The organism is Psychrobacter jeotgali, from assembly GCF_904846315.1.
GTDB classification, from domain to species: Bacteria; Pseudomonadota; Gammaproteobacteria; order Pseudomonadales; family Moraxellaceae; genus Psychrobacter; species Psychrobacter jeotgali.
This window is the reverse complement of sequence record NZ_CAJHAF010000002.1, coordinates 1-21,835: the sequence shown is the minus strand read 5'-3', so window position 1 is coordinate 21,835 and position 21,835 is coordinate 1. Positions and strand designations below refer to the sequence as shown.

General features: G+C 41.6%; 17 protein-coding genes and 3 pseudogenes. 11 read left to right on the top strand and 9 right to left on the bottom strand.

The genetic code is table 11. From position 1 onward, the window contains the following. Positions 1 to 118 precede the first annotated feature (118 nt). From JMX18_RS13115 to JMX18_RS13105, 3 genes and pseudogenes are all read left to right on the top strand, one after another. Positions 119 to 904, top strand: coding sequence for a transglutaminase family protein (locus tag JMX18_RS13115; protein WP_044297933.1), 786 nt, complete (start codon positions 119 to 121; stop codon positions 902 to 904). Positions 905 to 1,022: 118 nt separating this feature from the next. Then, complete coding sequence (locus JMX18_RS13110) at positions 1,023 to 1,766, top strand: peptidase (RefSeq protein WP_044297934.1); 744 nt, start codon at positions 1,023 to 1,025, stop codon at positions 1,764 to 1,766. A 204-nt stretch (positions 1,767 to 1,970) separates the two neighbouring features. Then, positions 1,971 to 2,542: pseudogene (locus tag JMX18_RS13105) on the top strand (IS5 family transposase); the annotation flags it as partial. Positions 2,543 to 2,572: 30 nt separating this feature from the next. Here JMX18_RS13105 and JMX18_RS13100 read toward each other — a convergent pair. Continuing rightward, positions 2,573 to 3,274, bottom strand: a complete 702-nt coding sequence (locus JMX18_RS13100; protein ID WP_201588367.1) for an IS1 family transposase — start codon at positions 3,272 to 3,274, stop codon at positions 2,573 to 2,575. A gap of 54 nt (positions 3,275 to 3,328) precedes the next feature. Here JMX18_RS13100 and JMX18_RS13095 point away from each other — a divergent pair. Both JMX18_RS13095 and JMX18_RS13090 read left to right on the top strand, forming a co-directional pair. Further along, positions 3,329 to 4,243, top strand: a pseudogene (locus JMX18_RS13095) (anthranilate synthase component I family protein); the annotation flags it as partial. A 131-nt stretch (positions 4,244 to 4,374) separates the two neighbouring features. After that, on the top strand, positions 4,375 to 5,028 hold the full coding sequence (locus JMX18_RS13090; RefSeq protein ID WP_007393504.1) for an anthranilate synthase component II: 654 nt from the start codon (positions 4,375 to 4,377) through the stop codon (positions 5,026 to 5,028). Between the two features lie 219 nt (positions 5,029 to 5,247). Here JMX18_RS13090 and JMX18_RS13085 read toward each other — a convergent pair whose 3' ends face one another. The 3 genes from JMX18_RS13085 to JMX18_RS13075 are packed head-to-tail and all read right to left on the bottom strand — an operon-like array spanning position 5,248 to position 7,598. Then, positions 5,248 to 5,991 (bottom strand): amino acid ABC transporter ATP-binding protein, encoded by a 744-nt coding sequence (locus JMX18_RS13085; protein WP_007393505.1) that lies wholly within the window; start codon positions 5,989 to 5,991, stop codon positions 5,248 to 5,250. Positions 5,992 to 6,018: 27 nt separating this feature from the next. Beyond that, complete coding sequence (locus JMX18_RS13080) at positions 6,019 to 6,756, bottom strand: amino acid ABC transporter permease (protein ID WP_007393506.1); 738 nt, start codon at positions 6,754 to 6,756, stop codon at positions 6,019 to 6,021. Beyond that, on the bottom strand, positions 6,753 to 7,598 hold the full coding sequence (locus JMX18_RS13075) for an amino acid ABC transporter substrate-binding protein (protein WP_007393507.1): 846 nt from the start codon (positions 7,596 to 7,598) through the stop codon (positions 6,753 to 6,755). Before JMX18_RS13075 ends, JMX18_RS13080 begins: the two co-directional genes overlap by 4 nt. Positions 7,599 to 8,167: 569 nt before the next feature. Between JMX18_RS13075 and JMX18_RS13070 the strand changes: the two genes are divergently transcribed. After that, a complete protein-coding gene (locus tag JMX18_RS13070; protein WP_007393508.1) occupies positions 8,168 to 9,646 on the top strand; it encodes an L-serine ammonia-lyase in 1,479 nt (492 codons plus the stop codon). Between the two features lie 154 nt (positions 9,647 to 9,800). On the opposite strand, the gene JMX18_RS13065 is transcribed toward JMX18_RS13070, so the two are convergent. The 3 genes from JMX18_RS13065 to yghU form a co-directional block, all read right to left on the bottom strand. Next, positions 9,801 to 10,511 carry a DsbA family oxidoreductase gene (locus JMX18_RS13065; RefSeq protein WP_007393509.1) on the bottom strand — a complete coding sequence of 237 codons (711 nt, stop codon included), beginning with the start codon at positions 10,509 to 10,511 and terminating at the stop codon, positions 9,801 to 9,803. A gap of 248 nt (positions 10,512 to 10,759) precedes the next feature. After that, positions 10,760 to 12,250 (bottom strand): DEAD/DEAH box helicase, encoded by a 1,491-nt coding sequence (locus JMX18_RS13060; RefSeq protein WP_379652736.1) that lies wholly within the window; start codon positions 12,248 to 12,250, stop codon positions 10,760 to 10,762. Between the two features lie 486 nt (positions 12,251 to 12,736). Further along, the gene (gene yghU / locus JMX18_RS13055) at positions 12,737 to 13,582 is read right to left on the bottom strand and encodes a glutathione-dependent disulfide-bond oxidoreductase (RefSeq protein WP_007393511.1); all 846 of its coding nucleotides are present in this window, start codon (positions 13,580 to 13,582) and stop codon (positions 12,737 to 12,739) included. 319 nt (positions 13,583 to 13,901) lie between these two features. Here yghU and JMX18_RS13050 point away from each other — a divergent pair, with 319 nt between their 5' ends. The 3 genes from JMX18_RS13050 to gdhA all read left to right on the top strand — a co-directional run bounded on the left by JMX18_RS13050 (position 13,902) and on the right by gdhA (position 17,992). Continuing rightward, positions 13,902 to 14,771: an alpha/beta fold hydrolase gene (locus JMX18_RS13050; RefSeq protein ID WP_007393512.1), complete on the top strand. Its 870-nt coding sequence runs from the start codon at positions 13,902 to 13,904 to the stop codon at positions 14,769 to 14,771. A gap of 134 nt (positions 14,772 to 14,905) precedes the next feature. After that, complete coding sequence (locus JMX18_RS13045; protein ID WP_007393513.1) at positions 14,906 to 16,357, top strand: DHA2 family efflux MFS transporter permease subunit; 1,452 nt, start codon at positions 14,906 to 14,908, stop codon at positions 16,355 to 16,357. 282 nt (positions 16,358 to 16,639) lie between these two features. Continuing rightward, on the top strand, positions 16,640 to 17,992 hold the full coding sequence (gene gdhA, locus JMX18_RS13040) for an NADP-specific glutamate dehydrogenase (protein WP_007393514.1): 1,353 nt from the start codon (positions 16,640 to 16,642) through the stop codon (positions 17,990 to 17,992). 125 nt (positions 17,993 to 18,117) lie between these two features. Here the strand turns inward: gdhA and JMX18_RS13035 are convergent, their stop codons facing one another. Together JMX18_RS13035 and JMX18_RS13030 are read right to left on the bottom strand one after the other, a co-directional pair. Continuing rightward, complete coding sequence (locus tag JMX18_RS13035; RefSeq protein ID WP_007393515.1) at positions 18,118 to 18,897, bottom strand: hypothetical protein; 780 nt, start codon at positions 18,895 to 18,897, stop codon at positions 18,118 to 18,120. Between the two features lie 5 nt (positions 18,898 to 18,902). Then, the gene (locus tag JMX18_RS13030) at positions 18,903 to 19,328 is read right to left on the bottom strand and encodes an MgtC/SapB family protein (RefSeq protein WP_007393516.1); all 426 of its coding nucleotides are present in this window, start codon (positions 19,326 to 19,328) and stop codon (positions 18,903 to 18,905) included. 246 nt (positions 19,329 to 19,574) lie between these two features. Here JMX18_RS13030 and JMX18_RS13285 point away from each other — a divergent pair. Further along, positions 19,575 to 21,143: pseudogene (locus tag JMX18_RS13285) on the top strand (circularly permuted type 2 ATP-grasp protein); the annotation flags it as partial. 87 nt (positions 21,144 to 21,230) lie between these two features. Then, positions 21,231 to 21,835 (top strand): alpha-E domain-containing protein (locus JMX18_RS13280; protein WP_265088839.1); only part of this gene is annotated, 605 nt, incomplete at its 3' end.

The window sequence follows — 21,835 nt, the reverse complement described above, 5'->3', positions numbered from 1 at the left end:
TACGCGCTGGCGTGAACTTATTCGTTTAACCAATCAGCTGATTAAATCTAAGAATTTTGATGATTATTTGCTGTTGAGTGAAGAATTCAATGCTTTATTACAGCAAGGAGTATAAGTGATGAAACTTAGTATTGATCATCAAACCAACTATTACTACAAAGAGTTCGCCCAGCGTAGTGTGCAATATATTCGAATGTCGCCAATGGCTCTACCACATCAAATCGTGCATACTTGGTCAGTGATGCTACCCAAACTCGCTACCTTACAAAAGGATGGTTTTGGCAACACTTGGTTTACGCTGAGTCGCAATGGAAAACACGATAATTTGCAAATACAGGCTTCCGGTATTGTCGAAATTAATACCGATACTCAATATGTTGAAGACAGTGGAGAAATTCCCTATCTACTATTTACAGTACAGACTCCCCTTACCTATTGCTCGACAAGTATGCGGGACTTCGCTGCGCCTTATTTAGAAACAGTAACGCTCGAGAATTTACGAGGCTTAGCAAGTGCACTCATTACTCAAATGCCCTATACCACAAATGTGACTCACGTAGGTACTACGGCCGAAGAAAGCTTTGAGATGAAGGCGGGCGTGTGCCAAGATCATACCCATGTATTTTTGGGGTGCTTGCGTGATAAAAAGATTCCAGCACGTTATGTCTCTGGTTATCTGTATGATGCCGATCAAAACCATATGTCGAGTCACGCTTGGGCAGAAGCTTATCTAGATGGGTATTGGTATACCTTTGATATTTCTAACCAACTATTCCAGCCTAGTCATCATGTCTATGTCGCTATTGGACGAGATTATTTAGATGCAGCACCGGTACGCGGTGTGCGTATTGGTGGTGGTTATGAAAGCCTATACAGCCAAGTCATGGTAAACCGTATCGACTGATGATCTATCAACCATTTTTTATGGTTAGTGATCTTAAAATTTTATCAACCCCCTCAATATTTGTTAATCATTAAAAATAAATGTAATGATTAATGAACTCTTTAATGACAGGAATTATATGACTTATTGCGCCGCTTTACGCCTTAAAGAAGGCATGATTTTTGCGAGTGATACCCGAACAAATGCAGGCGTTGATCACATCTCTACTTTTCGAAAAATCTACACCTATGGTGTTGAAGGTGAACGATTTATCGTTTTGCAAACTGCGGGGAATTTGGCCACCTCTCAAGCAGTATTTACCCAATTACAAAATGATATTAATCAAAACCAAGAGCCCAATCTGCATACAGTTACCACTTTATTTGATGCGGCTCAATTGGTAGGACGCTACATGCGTGAGATTACCAGTAATGCACAAGCTGTCGCCAATGAGCCCAACAATGCCAACTTTACTAGCTCTTTTATGCTTGGTGGCCAAATAAAGAACCAGCCCACTGAATTGTATATGATTTATCCCGAGGGTAACTGTATACGGGCTACTACAGATACGCCATTTTTCCAGTTGGGTGAAAGCAAATATGGGAAACCCATCTTAGATCGTTCTGTGATTTATGACGCTGATTTATATCACTCTGCGCAGGCACTGATGTTATCTTTTGATTCTACGATACGCTCTAATTTATCAGTTGGTATGCCCATTGATATGATTATTTATGAGAATGACAGTCTAAAAATCCCTGAAATTCGACGTATTGATGAACACGATACTTACTTTAGTGATCTTAGCGCTCAATGGTCAAATGCGTTACGCCAAGCCTTATTAGACTTGCCAAATTATCCAGAAGATTATTGGCAACGCTAACTCGGCAATAATTAATATTCGACATTACTTACGGTCTTAACTGACAAATCATTTTGTTATAAAGCATTGAAAAAGAGTCAAAACCTTAAAATAGTTTTGACTCTTTTTGGCTATATTTTTCTAGGGCGTGTCCCTAATTTGAAAAATACAGATAAAGCCCTATTTTAGCCCTATATATCAACAAAATACAGGGAAACTCAAACCATGGCGAGAACAGTAATAACTGACAACATATGGGAACAACTACAAACAACAATGAAGGCTCACGGTTGCCATCAATGGAAGAATGACCGCACCGTAATGGAAGCCATACTTTGGAAACTAAGAACAGGTGCTCCATGGCGAGACATACCTACCGAACTAGGTTCATGGAAAACAGCTTATAACCGCTTTAATCGGTGGTCTACAAAAGGGCTATGGCAGAATTTTTTTTTGACCTACGAACACAAACTGATAAAGAATGGGTATTCATTGACGGAAGTTATGTACGGTGTCATCAACATGCAAGTGGAGCTCGGCGTGGTGAAGAGCGAGCAATTGGACTCAGTCGTGGTGGAAACACGACAAAAATACACCTATGTGTGGACGCGCATGGAAATCCGATCGATTTTAAAATCACTGGGGGTGAAGTGCACGACAGTCAAGTTGCAAACGACCTAATAGAAGTGATTGAACAGGCAGAATATTTTATAGCTGACAAAGGATACGATTCGCAGAAAATCAGAGATAAAGCGATAGAACATGGCATGAAAGCGGTTATTCCTAGAAGAAAAAATACGGGTGGTGGTTCAAAAAGTAGGCTGACATTAGACATACCCATGATTGATGTAAAAGAAAGCTAAATCAAAGGCTTTAAAGTGATTTTCCAGCTTTTTAGAAAAGTTACAACTTCGCCTAAATGCTCGCCTTACTCGATGTCTGATAGTGCAATTATTACCTTCAATACCGACCGTGAAAAATTTGCCAATGACTTGGGTAAAGCCCTTAAAACCAGTAACAAAGCTATCCCAGGTATCACTAGCGATTTTAGCACAACTTACGCCTAAGGCTTTCAGCTTAGCTTTAAGCTTTTTGACAGTGTTAAGGTCTCGTTTTCCCCACACATAGGCAACAATTTCACCTGTGTCACGGTGATAGGCATAAATTAGCCATTGTTTGTTGGTCTTTTTACCTACGAATGTCCAAAGCTCATCGACTTCAAGACAGTCGTATTGCCTTTGCTTGGGGGTTATTTGGTAGTGACACTTTTTTAGGTTAGCTAGTACTTTGCCTTTGCTTATTCTCTCAACGCAAGCGATGTCTTTTATGCCACTGCCTCGAACCATAAGATGTCGTATTTTGCTATCTTTTTGGGAGTGACAGCCTTGGTACGTTAAGGCATGGTCGCCAATAAACTGCCGTTTGCAGTCTTTGCATTTATAGTTTTGTTTACCATAGCTTTTGAAGCCATTTTTCTTTATATTGTCACTTAGACAGGCTGGGCATTTGATGTATAGTGTGATGTGCATTTCACTATTTTATCAATTTCTCAGCCTGTTTTTTTTCAGCCTACTTTTTGAACCACCACCCAGCAGCAAAATCGTATCGAGAAAGTAAAGTCTTTACTGCAAGCTCCTATACCTAGCTATACCAACCCTAGCGTAGAATTCATTGGTGATGGTATGAGCCAAGCACAGCATGCTGAGGCTGTGATGCGGGTTAAAGAGGATATTATTGCCGGACGTATTTTCCAATGCGAAGTGGGCTTTAAATCGAAATATAAGATCAGTGGCGACCATATTCCTATCTATGAAAAACTAAGGGAGGTGAACCCCTCTCCACATATGTATTTTATGAAATTTGGTACCCAGCGTATTATCGGCGCTTCTCCTGAGCTGCTGTTCCGCCTACGTCAAGGTGAAATGGAAACTTATCCGCTGGCAGGTACCGCTAAACGGGGCAAAGATGAGACTGAGGACCGTCAATTGGCACGCGCTTTACTCAATGATCCTAAAGAGATTGCCGAGCACAATATGTTGGTCGATTTGCACCGTAATGATATTGGCCGTGTGGCAAGATTTGGTACGGTCAAAGTACGCAGCTTAATGGACATTAAACGCTATTCTCACGTGCAGCATATTTCTTCTGAGATTGTGGGGGTGCTACATCCTGATGAAGATATGTTTAGCGCTTTGGCCAGTAATTTCCCAGCAGGAACGTTGTCAGGTGCCCCAAAAATTGAAGCGATTAAGATTATCAATGAGTTGGAGCCAGATGGGCGTGGTGCTTATGGCGGTGCGTTAGGGTCTTTTAACTTTAATGGCGATTGTATTTTTGCGATTCCTATCCGCAGTTTATTTATCAATGGTGAGGCAGCTTACGCACAAACTTGTGGCGGTAACGTCTATGATTCAAACCCTGAGGATGAGTATTTGGAAATTCAACGCAAGCTGTCAGCGATGAAGGTGGTATTGGACAGCTTTATTGAGTCCAAATAGCCATACGTTATTAAACCATTACATCGTTAAGCGCGCGTAGCGGCATATCAAACAACTATATATTAACGTTATGTTTTACAGCGTTTACCACCCTATAAATAAAAGACTATAAGACCCTTCAAGGAACACTGATGAACGTTTTGATTATAGACAACTACGACTCTTTTACCTTCAACTTATACCAGTATGTGGGCGAGATACTGCACACCGAATTAAGCCAAATGCCGGGCAACCCTAAAGTTAGCGTCAAACGTAACAATGAAGTTACGCTAGAAGATATCAAATCACAAAACTATGACCGTATTATCATCTCCCCTGGCCCAGGTTCGCCAGAGGACCCTGCCTACTTTGGCGTCTGTAGCGAGGTGATAAAAGAGTTGGGACCGTCTATTCCCTTACTGGGGGTTTGCCTAGGGATGCAAGGTATTGCTCATGTATTCGGCGGTGATGTGGTACGGGCGGGCGTGCCCATGCATGGTAAGACCTCTCCCATTCGTCATGATGGACAAGGAGTGTATAAAGGGTTGCCTCAGGATATTGAAATTATGCGCTACCATTCATTAATGGTAAAAGCAGACACTCTGCCTGAATGTCTTGAAGTCACCGCAGTGGTCTCTAATGAGCAATTTGAAAATGACAGCTTAATTGACTGCGTCAACAAGGGTGAGGAAATTATGGGCATTCGTCATAAGCAGTTCCCTATCCAAGGGGTACAGTTTCACCCAGAGTCTTTTGCTACTGAGGGTGCCAAACGTCTGTTGGCCAACTTCTTGATGCAGGTATAACTTTATTTAGCCCAGATTTTTATGATCAACAAAAAGGGTTAGTTGGCTTGCCACTAACCCTTTTTATCGTCTATTTATCGTTCTATAAGACTATTAACTATTTATTATAGTCATAGCCAACCAAATGAGATACGAGGCAACCTACCTCAAGTACTACTAGAACGGGCTTAGTAAGGTTAACGCTGTAGCTCTTTAATTTGTCTACGACTATACTTATACCTAGCTCTTAATGCGCTGCAAGAAAGCTTGGGTACGTGGGTGCTCTGAGTGCTCAAATAGTTGTTCAGGAGGGCCTACTTCTACTACGTAGCCATCTTCCATCAACATCACCACATCGGCCACATTGCGCGCAAAGTTAATTTCATGGGTAACCACAACCATGGTCCACCCTTCAGACGCCAGTTGCTGCATGGTCTTTAGCACTTCTTGTACCAGTTCAGGATCAAGTGCAGAGGTCGGCTCATCAAACAATAACAGATCAGGTTCAATGGCCAATGCTCTTGCAATTCCCACGCGCTGCTGCTGTCCGCCTGAAAGTTGAAACGGATATAAGTCTACTTTATCTGACAGGCCAACTTTTTCTAGTAACTGAAGCGCCTTAGCACGCACCTGTTGTTTGTTTTTGCCTTGGGCAATAACGGGGCCTAGCATCAGATTTTCAATGGCCGTCTTATGCGGAAATAAGTTATACGATTGAAACACCATGCCAGATTTTTGTTGTAAGCGGCGCATCAGCTGCTTTGAGGGCTTGGCAGAAAAATCAACAGTCAAGCTGCCATCCTCAAACTCAACCACCCCTTTTTCAGGGACTTCTAATGCATTTAGACAGCGCAAAAAAGTGGTTTTCCCGGAGCCAGAGGGACCGAGTATCACCACCACGCTGCCTTTTTTGATGGTTAAATCAATGCCCTTTAATACTTCATTGTCACCAAAGGCTTTTTGAATATTGGTAATTTTTATCATAGTTATCCTAATGCCTTTTTGTATTGGCTATTTGGCCACATAGCGGTCTAAGCGGGTCTCTAGTCGGCCTTGTATCGTGCTTAGTGCCAGACAAATTACCCAATAAATAAGTGCCGCTTCGGTATATACCAACATAAACTCATAGTTTCGGGCAGTGATAATCTGTGCCTGCTTAAACATCTCAGTCACTAAGATTAATGACGCCAATGAGGTGTCTTTTACCAAGCTAATAAAGGTATTAGACAGTGGCGGCACAGACACCCTTAAAGCTTGCGGCAAAATAACGTGACGAAACGTCTGCAAATAGCTTAACCCTACCGTTGAGCCTGCTTCCCACTGACCTTTGGGAATAGACAAAATAGAGGCTCGGACGGTCTCTGAAGCATAAGCACCAATATTTAATGAGAAGGCAATGATGGCCGCTGGGAATGGCTCCAACATGATACCAATGCTAGGTAGTCCATAGAAAATAATGAACAGCTGTACCAGCATGGGCGTGCCACGTATGGCAGAGACATAAACGCGTGCAATACGATAAGCAATCTTATGCCACAGCGCATTACGAGGCACCACACGGATAAGCGCCACCACTAGCGCAATCCCCATACCGATAATAAAAGAAGCAATGGCCAAAGGGATTGAATAGTAAATGGCGCCTTTTAGCATAGGCCAAAAAGACTCGATAACAATCTGCGCTCGCTCAGGCGACATAAATGGCAGCATGGCAAGCAGATCTTTTATAGCAGTCAATAGCGAGGATATCATTGTTTGCTGATGTCCTCACCGAAGAACTGTTGGCTTAATTTAGTTAATGTACCATCCTCTTGTAGCTCTTTCATGGCCTGATTAAGTTTGGCAACCACTTCATCATTGCCTTTTAATAACACCAGACCTGACCCTGTCATTTCCTCTTTTGGTGCTTTTAGTTTGATTTCTAAATCACTATTTGGGAATTTATTAAGGTAATCTAGTACCGCCAAGTTGTCATTTAGAGTAAAGTCAGCACGACCTTGTTTTACCAATTCAACCGCTTGAGCCATACCATCTACGGGAACAACCTCTGCTTGGTATTTTTGTGCCAACTCACCGTAGTTACTGCTTAGTGATTGTGCAGATTTTAATCCTTTTAGCGATTCCCACGAGTTAAAGCGGCTGTCTGATTTTGGGGCCAATACCACAGCACCGGACCAGCTATAAGCGTCGGCTTTGTCATATTTGGCTTGACGCTCAGGGGTGGTCAAGCTAACTTGGTTGGCCACCATATCAAAACGTTTGGCATCTAGGCCGGCAAGCATCGCATCCCACTGAGTCTCTTTAAAATCAACTTTAACGCCAAGTTTATCAGCTACCGCTCTGGTAACTTCAACGTCATAGCCAGTTAGCTTGTTTTGCTCATCATGATAGGTGTATGGAGGGTATGTGCCTTCAGTGCCCACATTGATGGTCCCGCCATTATTAATACGGGTCAATAAATCCGAGTCAGATTTGCTGGTTTTTGCCGCTTCTGTGTCTTGAGCTGAGTCAGTTGAAGGGTTTTGATTACAAGCCGCCAATAAGATAGCGCCCGTCGCCATCGCCGTGATATTTCTCAATGCTTTGTATTTCATAGCCGTTCCTCAAATAAATAATTCGATTAAAGTTCAGTTAAATCTAAACCTATCGCTAAAGTAAATCAATAAAAGTAATAAATTTAACAATCTGCAGTTGATGGGTTTGATAGGGAAATAATCAATGTTGTCGTTAATTCCTATTATGAATTTATATATTACATTTGATTATTAACGCTTATCGCCATCCTAAACCTATATAGAATTGGCTTAAAGGTTGGACTTTAACCTTTATGATGGGTTTTTATAGTGACTGCTTGTCATTCTAACAAAGTTAATGCCAAGCTCGGGTGTTCCTTACTATTCGTAAACCAAATTGTTTTTGTGGCGATAATCGTTTGGGCAGTACATGTTTACTCAGATTAAGTGTTAAATGCCTCTATTCATGCTTTTCCTTAATTGTAGTCTTTAGATGTTAAGGTACAGGTAAAGTCACGATTTAAACCAAATAAGCGTGATAAATAAGTGGGCTAAATAGTCGGTTTAGTAGCAAACAATTAGTTATAATACACCCAAACATTTGTCTATAAATAGACTATTTTTATCTATAAAAAAGTGGAACCCTAAAAATGATTAGCTTGTTTGATATGTTTAAAATTGGCATTGGCCCTTCAAGCTCCCACACCATGGGACCTATGGTAGCGGCTGGCTTGTTTATCGAAGAATTACAACAGTACTTTGATTTGGCGGATATTAAGCGATTACAAGTTGATTTGTATGGGTCACTCGCAGCCACGGGGCGAGGCCATGCGACTGACACTGCCTGTATTCTTGGATTGCTAGGATTTAAAGCCAATAGCATTGATACCACCAAAGTAGATCAATACTTAGCGCCTGTCTTTAATGATAATGTCCTAAACTTTGCGGACAACCATCCCATTGAGTTTAACTACGGACAAGATATTGTTTGGCATCCTCAAAGCAGCCTGCCACATCATCCTAATGGTCTTAGCTTTAGCGCTTATACTACTGATGGCCAAAGCTTAACTAGAACCTATTACTCTATTGGCGGCGGATTTGTGGCCACCGAAGATGAATTCGAGCAGCCTACAATGGATGAGCCATTAGAAGCTTCTGACACTCATGCGGCTGACAGCGTTGCCATAACCAGTGACAGCGCAGTACCTTATCCTTTTGCCAATGGTAATGAATTATTGGCTCAATGTAGACGTCATAACTTAAGCATCAGTGACGTGATGATGGCCAATGAACTTGCTATTAGAGATGAGGCGACTATTTATGCCTATTTAGATGAGGTTTGGGAGGTAATGCAGCAATGTGTTAAAAATGGCTGCGAAGGTGAAGGCATCTTACCTGGTGGCTTAAAAGTTAAGCGTCGTGCCAAAACTATGTATAAGCAGCTGCTTAATGAACTAGATAACCCTCAGAGTAGTAGCGATAAATTAATGGCGATGGACTGGGTAGACTTGTTTGCTCTGGCAGTAAATGAAGAAAACGCCAATGGTGGGCGTGTGGTTACTGCCCCAACCAATGGTGCAGCGGGTATTATTCCTGCGGTACTGCATTACTATCGCGATTTTCTACCGAGTTATAGCCCGCAAGGTGTCCGTGAATTTTTACTAACCGCAGCAGCTATAGGCACCATCATTAAACAAAACGCCTCAATTTCTGGCGCAGAGGTTGGCTGTCAAGGTGAAGTGGGATCTGCCTGTTCTATGGCAGCCGCGGGTCTGGCCCACGTTATGGGATTGACTCCTGCACAGTGTACTAATGCGGCAGAGATTGGTATTGAGCATAATCTAGGGCTGACCTGTGACCCTATCGGCGGGCTAGTACAAGTCCCTTGTATTGAGCGTAATGCCATGGGTGCGGTGAAAGCGATTAACGCTGCTCGTTTGGCCAGTCGCGGCGATGGCGAACATCATGTGTCTTTGGATAAAGCCATTGCCACCATGAAAGCCACCGGTGCTGATATGATGGACAAGTATAAAGAGACGGCGATGGGCGGCTTGGCGGTTTATGCCAATAATAATGATGAAAATCGTATAGATATGGTTGAAGTCGGTGTGGGCTATCCGCAGTGTTAGACTTAATCTCAAATTAGCTTTTAGACTACGCTTATTGACATATTTGAGTTAAATAAAAAAAGACCGGCCCGACAAAGGCTGGTCTTTAATTCAATATTTTGCTATCTATCTTTCAATATATCACTGTCATGAATCATTGGCTTACTCATTGCTTTTATTTAATGTCGCAGCCTTCAGTGTCACAGCTCACAAAGCTATCTTGTTGCTTATCAGCCAGTTGCTCCCTATAAGCCTGTCTTAAAGTATTTTCAAAATCTTGTTGAGATATAGCACCCGGTATCGCATAAGTCTCATTAATGACAAAATAAGGGACACCGCGTACCCCAAGACGCATTGCCTCTTGTTGATCAGCAATTACTTCATCTTTAAATCGATTACTCTCAAGTAACGCAACAACATCCACATCTAGCCCGAACTCTGCAGCTATCGAAATTAACACCTCACGGTTTGCCAATTCTTTTATATCTGTGAAATACGCCTTATAAATTGCTTTCTTGAGCCTGTCAACCTGTTCAGGTGCGTTTTGTTGGACGTACTTGGTCAAACGGTGCGCATCCATAGTATTGGTAAATAAAGTATTGGCATAATTAAAGGGTATGCCCTCTTCTTCACCTAATTGAGATATTTTTTGTATTTGTAGGCCGGCCTGTTCATAGCTAATCCCATATTTTTTCGCAAAGCGCTGTTGAGTGGAACCATTAGCAGTCAGCGGTGCATTGGCATCTAATTGAAAAGCTTTTAACTCAATTTCAATGTTCTCTGGTAGCTCACCTTGCAATTTAAGTCGTTCGATTGCTTTGTCTAGCCTTACCTCGCCGATATAACAATAAGGACAAGCATAGTCAGACCAATAGGTAATTTTCATTGTTTTATACTCTTTGTTTTATATTCTCTATTTTATAATCTTTTAGCTTTCAAAAATTGAACATGTAGTAATTAATTAATTAATTAATTGATAATAGAATTAATGATGCCTGAAAACAGTAAATCAAGAGACTTAAGATAAATAGCTCTTTGCTTAAATAAAGTGTCTGTTAACGACCAAACATAAAAAAGACCAACCCTTTTGAGGTTGGTCTTTTTTTAACAAGTTAATGGATATAAACCAATTAACTAGCCATTATTGCTACGGCGGGCTGGACGGCCTTCGCCTGAGCGAGAAGGTGCTGCACGGCGTTGACCGCTTGGTTTACCAGCACCTGCGCTACCGGCAGGTTTGCCACCGAAGCGACGACCGGCTGGCTTGCCACTTGGACGGCCTGCACCGGCACCTGCGCCACGTTTTTCACCGCTTGCATTGTCGTTAGACTTGCCACGGTAGCCACCGCCACCATTGCCACCACGACGGTTACCCGCACCTGGACCACCACGACGATTGCCACCACGACCACGTTTGGCTGCTGCGCCTACGTGCATGTCTTTGGTATTTTTCTTAGGTTCCATACCTTCAATTTCTTCAACTGACATGGTACGTTTTAGATAACGGTTGATTGCATCTAGCTGTGGACGGTCATCAATGCTACAGATGTTAATAGCGATACCCGTACGGCCGGCACGACCACTACGACCGATGCGATGCACGTAATCTTCAGTTTGACGTGGAAGATCATAGTTAAATACATGAGTGATACCACTTACGTCAATACCACGAGCAGCGACGTCAGTGGCTACTAGGATGCTGATTTTGCCCGCTTTCACATCATTGATGATACGAGTACGTTTTGCTTGTGGTAAATCACCATGTAAGAAGCTGGCTTTATGGCCTTGCTCTTTAAGACTCTTAGCAAGTGTCTCACAGCTACGTTTGGTAGCGGCAAATATAATTGCTTGGTTCACGTCTTTTTGGGTCAATAAATGATCTAAAATACGGTTTTTATGGTTGAAGTCATCAGCATAATATACTGACTCATCAATGTGCTTAGTTTCAGCTTTAATATCAATACGTTCTGGATTATTGGTAAAGCTGGCAGCAATTTTACCGACTGGGCCATCCCAAGTTGCAGAACACATAATAGTTTGACGTGACTTAGGCGCAGCTGACATTACTTTTTCGATGTCATCAGCAAAACCCATGTCTAACATGCGATCCGCTTCATCAAGGATTAGAATATCTAATTCAGATAAGTCGATACGACCTGAGTTCATGTGATCGATGAAACGACCTGGTGTGGCGATAATAATCTGTACACCTTTATTAAGGGCACGAATTTGACCACCGTAAGGTGCGCCACCTACTAGAGGTACACTGAAGATATTACGTGTTTTTGAGCTGTATTGACGAACGCTATCACTTACTTGGTTAGCAAGTTCACGTGTTGGTGTCAAAATTACAGTATGCACAACTTTGTTAGTTGCTTTATCGCGAATGATTTTATCAAGCATTGGCAATACGAATGCAGCAGTTTTACCACTACCCGTTTGCGCAGACAACAATAAGTCACGACCGGCTAATGCTGGCGGGATTGATTGTGCTTGAATAGGAGTTGGGTGCTCGTAGCCACTTGAAGTTAAGGCAGAAAGAAGCTCTGGTGCCAAATCAAGGTCAACAAAGGTAATTTGATCTTCAATATCTACATTGGTGTTTGGATGGGTTTTGTCATTCAAGTCTTGAGTGGTTACGATACCATCTACTTCGTTTGCGGCATTGTCTAAAAGAGTGTCTAAATTTGACATGTATATGTGTGTCCATTAAGTTACTGCCACTATTAATTCGGCCAATGCTGAGGGCCAGTAGTGCACAGTTAAAGTTTTTAGGTACAACACAGATAAGCGTAAATTAAGAAGTACATCCTATGTACAAGTTAATAACGTATTTTGGTGGTTGTTACCGGTGAATCGTTAGCGTCAATATCTTCTAATATTAATAATTGATTAGAGAGGTTATTGGAAAGGCTAACAGCAAAATCATCGGCAACAATTTTAAAAGGTGTCTTCTCCAGACGACAATTGCGGGCGATGTTATCAATCAGCAAGCGCAGATTATAGCACAACTAATTTAAATAGGGGGATTATTTAATAATTAATTCAAACAACCCCGATTTTTATCTTATACACCCTTTATTTGATAGGGTTGCACACTTATCTAATCAGCTATTTAATCGGCTTAAGCTCTAAAGCCACTGCTTTTTTTACAGCAGGTCGTTGGGCAATTTGTTTTGCCCAGCGCTGTAAGTGCTTGTAGTCGGCGACTTGTAAAAACTCACCGGCATTTTCATAAGACTCATCTAGTGCCAAACTGCCATACCAAGGCCATATCAACATATCAGCAATACTATAGTTGTCATCACCCTCGCCTAACATGTATTCATTATCGGCCAAGTGCTTATCAAGTAAGTCTAACTGACGCTTGGTCTCCATCGTGAATCTATCAATAGGATATTGCATGGGATATGGTGCATAGCTAAAGAAATGTCCAAAACCACCACCCACATACGGGGCGCTACCAATTTGCCACATTACCCAGCCTAAATAATTGGCGTACTTCTGTGGGTCACTACTATCAGGTATGAACTTCTGAAACTTTTCAGCCAAATACATCAAAATAGCGCCCGACTCAAATAGCTTGACGGGAGCTTGCGGGTTACTGTAATCGACTAAGGCGGGTATTTTTGAGTTGGGGTTAATACTGACAAAATCCGAGCCGAACTGATCGCCCTCCATGATGTCTATTTTATAAGCATCATACTTTGCCCCAGCCACACCTAGTTCAGCCAACTCTTCCAACAGAATATTTACCTTAATCCCGTTGGGGGTATTCAAAGAGTATAGTTGTAGCGGATTATCGCCTTTTGGTAACGTTTGCTGATGGCGAGCGCCAGCTGTTGGCTTATTGGTATTGGCAAATTTTCCACCATTGCCTTCTACCGGTTGCCATACTTTTGGCGGGGTGTAAGTTGTCTCTTTACTTTGCATAGGATTATCAGATTGGTTAGTCATAGCGTTTCCCTAATCATTGTTATTAGCCTAAATATTGTTGAACCAGCTATGTTATTGAACTAATCAGGGCTAATGATCGATAGTAAGTCTTGGTTAAGCCAAATTCAGTCAACAACATTTGATGCTATTCAGAATATCAGTGTACATTATGGAATCAAGAATGAATATGTTGCATTTATTAAGGTGTCGTATCGATTCACTTTGTACTTTTTATCCTGTTTGCTGCTATGGATTATAGCCATAAGAGTTGCTATTCTGACTTTAGGCTAGAAAACCTAAGCCTCTAGGACTTTCATACCACTGATTACGGACAATCTATATGAGCAGTTTTCAATTTAACACTGAAGAAGGGACGTATCCTGTCAAAGTGCACATCACCCCTGCCTTATCTACTCTCTCGTTAGACGCTTCGCACCAAACCAATGAAGTGAACCGTAACACCACCCTAATTTTATTAAATGCGCTGGGGGTCACCCGTAACAAATACCAGAAGTTTATCGAAGGCTTGTCTGCCAAAGGGTTTACGGTATTTAGTGCAGACTATCCTTGCTGTGGTGAAAACAAACCCACCATTAAAAAAGGGATAGATTATGACTATAACCACCTAGTGACAGACTTTATTCCCAAGCTCATTAATAAAGCTCAAACTGAATATCCTGATAATCGAATTATATTGGTAGGACATAGTTTAGGCGGGCATATAGCCACCCTATATTCTGCCAGCTCTGGTCAACCCTTTATCGGAATCGCCACGGGTAATGTGCATTACAAAAACTGGTCAGACCGCCGTGGTCAATTAAGGGTACTCTCAGCAGTAACCGCTATCCAAATACTGTTAAAAATTTATGGCTATCTACCGGGCTATAAGATTGGATTTGGCGATAAGGAAGCGAAGACTCTAATGCAGCAGTGGTGCCAGACAGCTTTAACCGGTACGTTTAAATTTATGACCATACCGATGACGTCTAAAGATAGTAAAGGGTTATATATTAATATTGAGGGCGACCATTTTGCACCGATGACGTCAATGCAAGGATTGGCAAACTTGTGTACCAAATCCAAGGTAGTAAGCGTTAAATTGGAGGATAACCTGCTAGCTACCAAAGGCAATCCGCATAGTATCTGGGTCAAACAGCCTGCTCCTGTTATTGATAGTCTTTGTCGTCATTTAACGTTTTTAGACCGTTAGTATTTATAACGGTCGCCCCATAACTAAAACACTAAATAGCGAGTAACGGCTTCATGATATTATAGACAGCTGTTTACTGTTTAATAAATTAAATCCTCCTTCAGTTAATTAAACCTAATTTTTTAGGTCGTCCTATGCCCAATAACCTCCCTAATGCCGAAGATACTTCTATTTCCAAGTCTTCTTCGGCCGTACTTGATACAGAGCCTAAATTTAAGCTATCACCCTCTCAAGCCAAATTTTTGCCTTATGTACTGGCAGTGGCTTTATTCATGCAAATTTTAGATGCCACCATCTTAAATACGGCTTTGCCAGAAATGGCGCTAGCCTTAGGCGAATCTCCACTAAAAATGCAGTGGGCAGTTATCAGCTATGCTTTAACTCTAGCCATATTTATCCCGATAAGTGGCTTTATGGCTGACAAATACGGCACTCGCAAAGTATTCTTAAGCGCGATTGTGCTGTTTAGCATTGGCTCAATATTTTGTGCCATGTCCTCCAGTCTCGATATCTTAGTGGCATCACGCATCCTTCAGGGCATTGGCGGTGCTATGATGACCCCAGTTGCGCGTCTCATCTTAGTAAAGTCCTATCCTCGCAATCAATTACTGACGGTTATGAACTTTGCTGTAATCCCGGCGCTAATTGCACCGCTTGTAGGACCGTTGGTGGGTGGCTATTTAGTACAGTATGCCAGTTGGCATTGGATATTTTTGATAAACGTTCCTATGGGAATCTTAGGAATGATAATCGGCTTTAAATTGGTCCCAGACTTGCGAGAAGCGGCGGGCAAGTTGGATTGGTTAGGTTTTGGATTATTTGCCATCGCGGCCGGTCTACTAACGCTTGCTGTTGAATTGCTGTCAAAACCAGATAAGGCGTTGTGGGGCGTTAGCCTAGTGGCAATTGGCGTAAGCTTATTGCTGATGTATGCCCGTCATGCACGCAAAGCCACTAACCCTATCTTTCCCTTGTCATTATTTGATATCCGTACCTTTAGAATTGGGATTACCGGTAACTTGTTTACCCGTCTTGGAATTAGTGCAGTCCCCTATTTGATACCACTACTACTACAGGTGGCTTTTAAATATACGCCATCGCAGGCAGGCTGGTTATTGACCCCTATTGCAGTAGGTGCCATGGGCATCAAACCTTGGGTGAGTAAAATTATTCAGCGCTTCAGCTACCGCAAAGTATTGGTTATCAATACTACGGTTTTGGGTACTTTAATCATTTTACTGGCTCAGCTAGATGCCTCAATGCCTTGGTATTATATCGCACCGTTGTTGGTGGTTATGGGTGCGTGTAACTCAATGCAATTTAGTGCCATGAATACCATCACTATTGGCGACCTTAAAGGCTCTCAAACCAGTAGCGGCAATAGTTTAATGGCCGTTAACCAGCAGCTTGCAGTTAGCTTCGGTATTGCATTTGGGGCCGCTATATTGACGGTCTTTAGTGATAGATTAAATTTTGAAATTATTAGTGCTTTCCATGCCACCTATTATGTGTTGGGTGTTATTACTATTATCTCGGGACTGTCATTTTTACGCTTAAAACCTGAGGATGGTCGAGGCCTGTATTAACAATCCTGTATTAACAATCATATTCAAGATTCACTTTTAAGATTTACATTTTTATATTTTAAGAAATAATCGTAAATCTGTCCTATAATGAAAGTAAGGGACTCCCCTTTTTAGGGATCGAATTTACAGTGAAATCATAGTTTTAATAACTTTTACTAATTATAAACATATCATTTAGTAATGACTGAACTGTAAGGTATAAAAAATTGTTGAATTTATTATTAAATTACAGTATTTTTTTAGTGTAACAAACATGTAATTAATCTGATAAGGACAGGGCCTATGAGCATGCAAGACGTCATTGAACGCATTGAAGAACGCTATCCACACCAACCTGAGTTTATTCAAGCGGTAAAAGAGGTAGCGAGCACTATTGACGTTGTATATGATCGCGATCCACGCTTTGCTAAGCACAAAGTTTTTGAACGCCTAACAGAGCCCGACCGTATTATTAGTTTTCGTGTCAACTGGGAAGATGATGAAGGTAATATCCAAATCAACCGTGGTTGGCGAGTTCAGTTCAGTAATGCTTTAGGTCCTTACAAAGGCGGCATCCGTTTCCATCCTACCGTTAACGAATCTATTCTAAAGTTCTTAGGTTTTGAACAAATCTTTAAAAATGCTCTGACCGGCCTACCGATGGGTGGCGCTAAAGGTGGTTCAGACTTTGACCCTCATGGTAAATCAGACAGCGAAATCCGTCGTTTTTGTTATGCTTTCATGCGCGAGCTTTATCGTTACATCGGTAAAGATATGGATGTACCGGCAGGCGACATCGGTGTGAGCGGTAGAGAAGTTAGCTACATGTTTGCGATGTATAAAAACCTTACTAATGAATACACAGGGGTATTGACCGGTAAAGGTGTGGGCTTCGGTGGCAGCTTATGTCGTTCAGAAGCCACAGGTTATGGTGCGGTTTACTTCTTACAGAACATGCTTAAAGCAAACAATGATCAAATGGAAGGCAAAACTGTCCTAGTATCAGGTGCCGGTAACGTTGCAGTACACGCAGCAGAGAAAGCCATCGCTTTGGGTGCAAAAGTCATTACCCTATCAGACTCTAAAGGAACATTGTACGATGAGTTTGGTTTTGATCAAGAGAAGCTAGATTGGGTGAAAGAGCAAAAAGCCAATCGTCAGCCTTTATTTGAGTACCATAGAGTATTTGGTGGTAGCGGTGTGTGGCTGCCAGGCGAAAAACCTTGGAGATTCGATGGTGACATCGCTATCCCTTGTGCTACTCAGAATGAGGTGACTGCAGAAGATGCAGAAGCTATGTATGATCATGGTATTCGCTATGTAGTAGAAGGCGCTAATATGCCACTAGACGCCGCAGCCATTGATTTCGTTCGTGAGAAAAAAATGCACTATGCACCTGGCAAAGCAGCCAATGCGGGTGGTGTTGCTGTGTCTGGTCTAGAAATGTCACAAAACTCAGTACGTCAGTACCGCACTTTTGAAGACGTTGATAATCAACTTCAAGTCATTATGAAAAACATCCATGATGATGCCGCGGCGGCTTCTGAAGAATATGGCTTCACTTGCGATGGCTGCATTGACTATATGTCAGGTGCCAACATTGCAGGTTATAAGCGTGTTGCTAATGCATTAGTCGCATTTGGTATGTTGAACTAAACTAAACCTATCTGTGCCAATAGCAAATAAATTAAAAGGGTGAACAGTATACTGTTCACCCTTTTTTGTGCGTACTATCTTTGTCTTCTATTTATAGTTATAGCTGACATTTTTTGAAGATAAAGCTATTTAAAAATAGAGAGTATCTCTAAAGGTAGCTCTAATGTCTCAACAACAACTTTCCAAGGAATAACCGCTATTTCAGCAGGCGTTCTAGCCCGTTTGCTGTTAATAGTATATATCTCAGCCGTTAAGCCTTGGTCTAACTTTAAATTGGCATCCTTCTTTATAGACGAGTTATTTAAATTGGCCCGACTAATCGGCGCATACATACCACCTTGCAGAGTAAGCTGGCAAGTATTTTGTGGATTAGAGAGCGTGTTGTTTAAAGTGCTATTCAAAGTATTGTGCGAATTATTGTTGAGCGAAGTACCCGTCAAACTAGGACTTAAACTAGTGGTTAAACTCGTTGGACAAATTTGCGACAAAATAGCCTGCTCATTTTCGCTATATGAACCGCTGGTTTTCTGATAATTAAACTTTAAATCGATATGCACACTATTATCAGAATAGTGGTTAATTCGTATAGGCTGCTGTATATGTAGGTTTTTTGAAGGTAACTCGGTTAATAGAGTTAACGCATCACTGCCTGTCGAAATTAAATAGGAGTGATGGTCGCCGATAAGCACACTTCCCTTCTGTCTTACGCCATTGTCAGTCGGATAGCCGATATGACGAATGACCTCCACTTCCATTGGTTGATTGGCTTTAGAGGATAAGATAGATTGGCTCTGAGATTGAACTGAGTTAGTACTATAAACACTGCAACTCGGCAAAATTATAGCCCCGAATCCAGTACAAGCCATGGCCAAAATTTTTAACCACTTGGTTTCTGATTTATTCATTATTCCTATCTATTTTTGACTTTAAAGGGTTCAGAGAACTGCAAGATAACAAATCCAACGATAGATAATATGATGGCAATTTCATAACGACCGGTCGCTACCGATATACCTATAGCCGCTGTATTCCATAAACTGGCGGCAGTAGCAGTACCTTTAGCGCCTTCTTCACTTTTGAATATAGCGCCGCCACCAATAAAGCCCATACCAGTGATAATGGCATACATTATACGGGCTTCTGCATCCCCTTTATAAATATCCATACCGACTAGCATAAAGGCACAAGAGGCAATGGTAACCAAAGGAAAGGTTCTAAGGCCAGCACCACTGTCTTTCATTTCACGATTTAAAGCGATGGGTAATGACAACAAGAAAGCGATAACCAGCTGTATTAAATGATAGCCCATTAGCTGAAAATTAATATCAAATTCCATGATGTTTTGCCTCCTTGATAAGCACTACTTATGAACAACATATGACCAAAGCAATCAAATCATCATACCAAAGTATCAAATATACAACCATATTTATCCTGAATATGGCATATAAAAGAAGTTCTGGTACTGCATTTGCAATAATTAATTTGGGTAAGGACAGTAATAATGCCCTTTAATAGTGCAGCTTAATAATGTTGTTTAGTATTTAACAGTTAGTAATAAGAAAATAATAGGAGGTGTAGCATGGCAGAAACTAATAAAGAAACATCGAAACCCGCTACCCAAAAAAATGAAGAACAGCAGTCTCAGTCTCAGTCTCAGTCTCAGTCTCAGTCTCAGTCTCAGTCTCAGTCTCAGTCTCAGTCTCAGTCTCAGTCTCAGCAAAAATTCTCTCAAGACTTTTATTCTCGTTCAAGTTTTGATGAGTTAAAAGCCACAACGACTCAATACCGCCCAGTGGCCAAAAAAATTGGTACGTGGTTGGATAAAGTTGGCATTGAACGATTGGCTCAATATAACGATCAAGCAGCCGACATTTTTTATCGCAAAGGCGTTACCTTTACCGTTTATAGTGATGCAGAAAATATCGAAAGAATGATTCCTTTCGACATTATTCCAAGGGTAATAGACGCCAAAGAATGGCAACAAGTGGAAGCTGGGTGTAAGCAACGTATTAATGCGTTAAACATGTTTTTAGATGATATCTATCATGAGCAGCGCATTATGAAAGCTGGTGTCGTGCCTGATTCTTATGTTTATGCCAGTGGTTGTTATGAACCTTGGATGATGAATATTAATTTGGAAAAACCGGTTTATTCTCATATTAGCGGTATCGATTTAATCCGTGATGAAGCGGGCAAGTTTTGTGTATTAGAGGATAATTTACGTACGCCCTCTGGCGTCTCTTATATGCTTGAAAGTCGTAATATCTCAAGAATGTTATTGCCAGACTTATATGAGTCGGCTTCTGTATTAAGCATCGATGACTATCCTGAGCGCTTAAAAGCCTGTTTGGCCAGTGCAACAGATAAATATGATCCGCAAATTGTTATTTTAACGCCAGGTCGATTTAACAGTGCTTATTATGAGCATGCCTATTTGGCACATGAGATGAATGTACCTTTGGTACATGGCTACGACTTAATTGTGGAAGACAGCAAAGTATATATGCAAGCGGTACGCGGTAAGGTACCCGTCGATATTATTTATCGCCGTATTGATGATCCTTATTTGGACCCTTTAGGGTTTGACGCCAACTCCATCCTTGGCGTATCTGGTTTAATGAGTGCCTATCGTGCCGGTAATGTGGTGATTGTTAATGCTCCTGGTACAGGTGTGGCCGATGATAAAAGCCTATATCCGTTCGTTCCAGATATGATCGAGTTTTATTTGGGAGAAAAACCTATATTACCCAATGTACAAACTTATCAGTGCCGCAAACCTGATGAACTTGAATATGTCTTAGAAAATTTAGATAAGTTAGTGGTCAAGGAAACCCAAGGTTCAGGTGGCTATGGCATGCTTATTGGGCCTACTTCGACAGAACAAGAGATTGAAGATTACCGAGTGCGTTTACTTGATAATCCTGCAGGGTTTATCGCCCAGCCTACTATTTCACTATCGACCAATCCCACCACCGTCAATGGCGGTATTGCGCCAAGGCATATTGACTTACGTCCATTTATCTTAAGTCATGGGGACGGTTCGGTTGATATTGTTCCTGGGGGGCTTACTCGAGTCGCTATGAAAGAAGGCTCATTGGTGGTCAACTCCTCACAAGGTGGCGGTATCAAAGACACTTGGGTCATTGATTTAACTCAAGAACAACTTGATGACAGCGATGTCTCGAAATCTAATAGTGATGCCTATAGTGACAATGGTTTTGCAGGTTCAGCGGCAATGCGCCATGCGTCATACCTTAATGTCACCTCTTATCCTGTTGAAGTTGGCTACGACAATACACCTGATGCCCCTATCATTTTATTGCTATCTAGAGCCAACCATTTGGTTTGGTTGGGCCGATATAGTGAAAGACTGCACTATTATGATGCAATAATGAAGAAAATTGTTCGTAATGAATTGAATTCTAGTCAGATACATCAGCTTATTAATCGCTTGGGAATAGGCGCAAATGTGGTAATTGCCGATGAGTCCAACCCTGAACTGTACAAATTAGCGGTATTACGAGATTTAGAGAGCAATCAGATTCCTGAGGTTATTGAAGCTATTGAAACTAATGTACAGGAAGTAAAAGGCATCATTGGAAAAGACACGGCTGAGCTATATAACTTAATCAAACGTTTGGCCAGTGCGGGCACATATCGAGCGGCGACTTTACAGCTACAAGCCTGTAATGCGGCTATGGAACAAGAGAATCAAACGGTGACTTATTTTTGGGAATTGGGTCGTTATTTTGAAGCTTTAGAACGTACTATTTTGCTGGATCAAGATTTCTCTGAGATAAGCGTCCAATTTAAGGCCTGCGTCAACGACCTTCCTCAAAA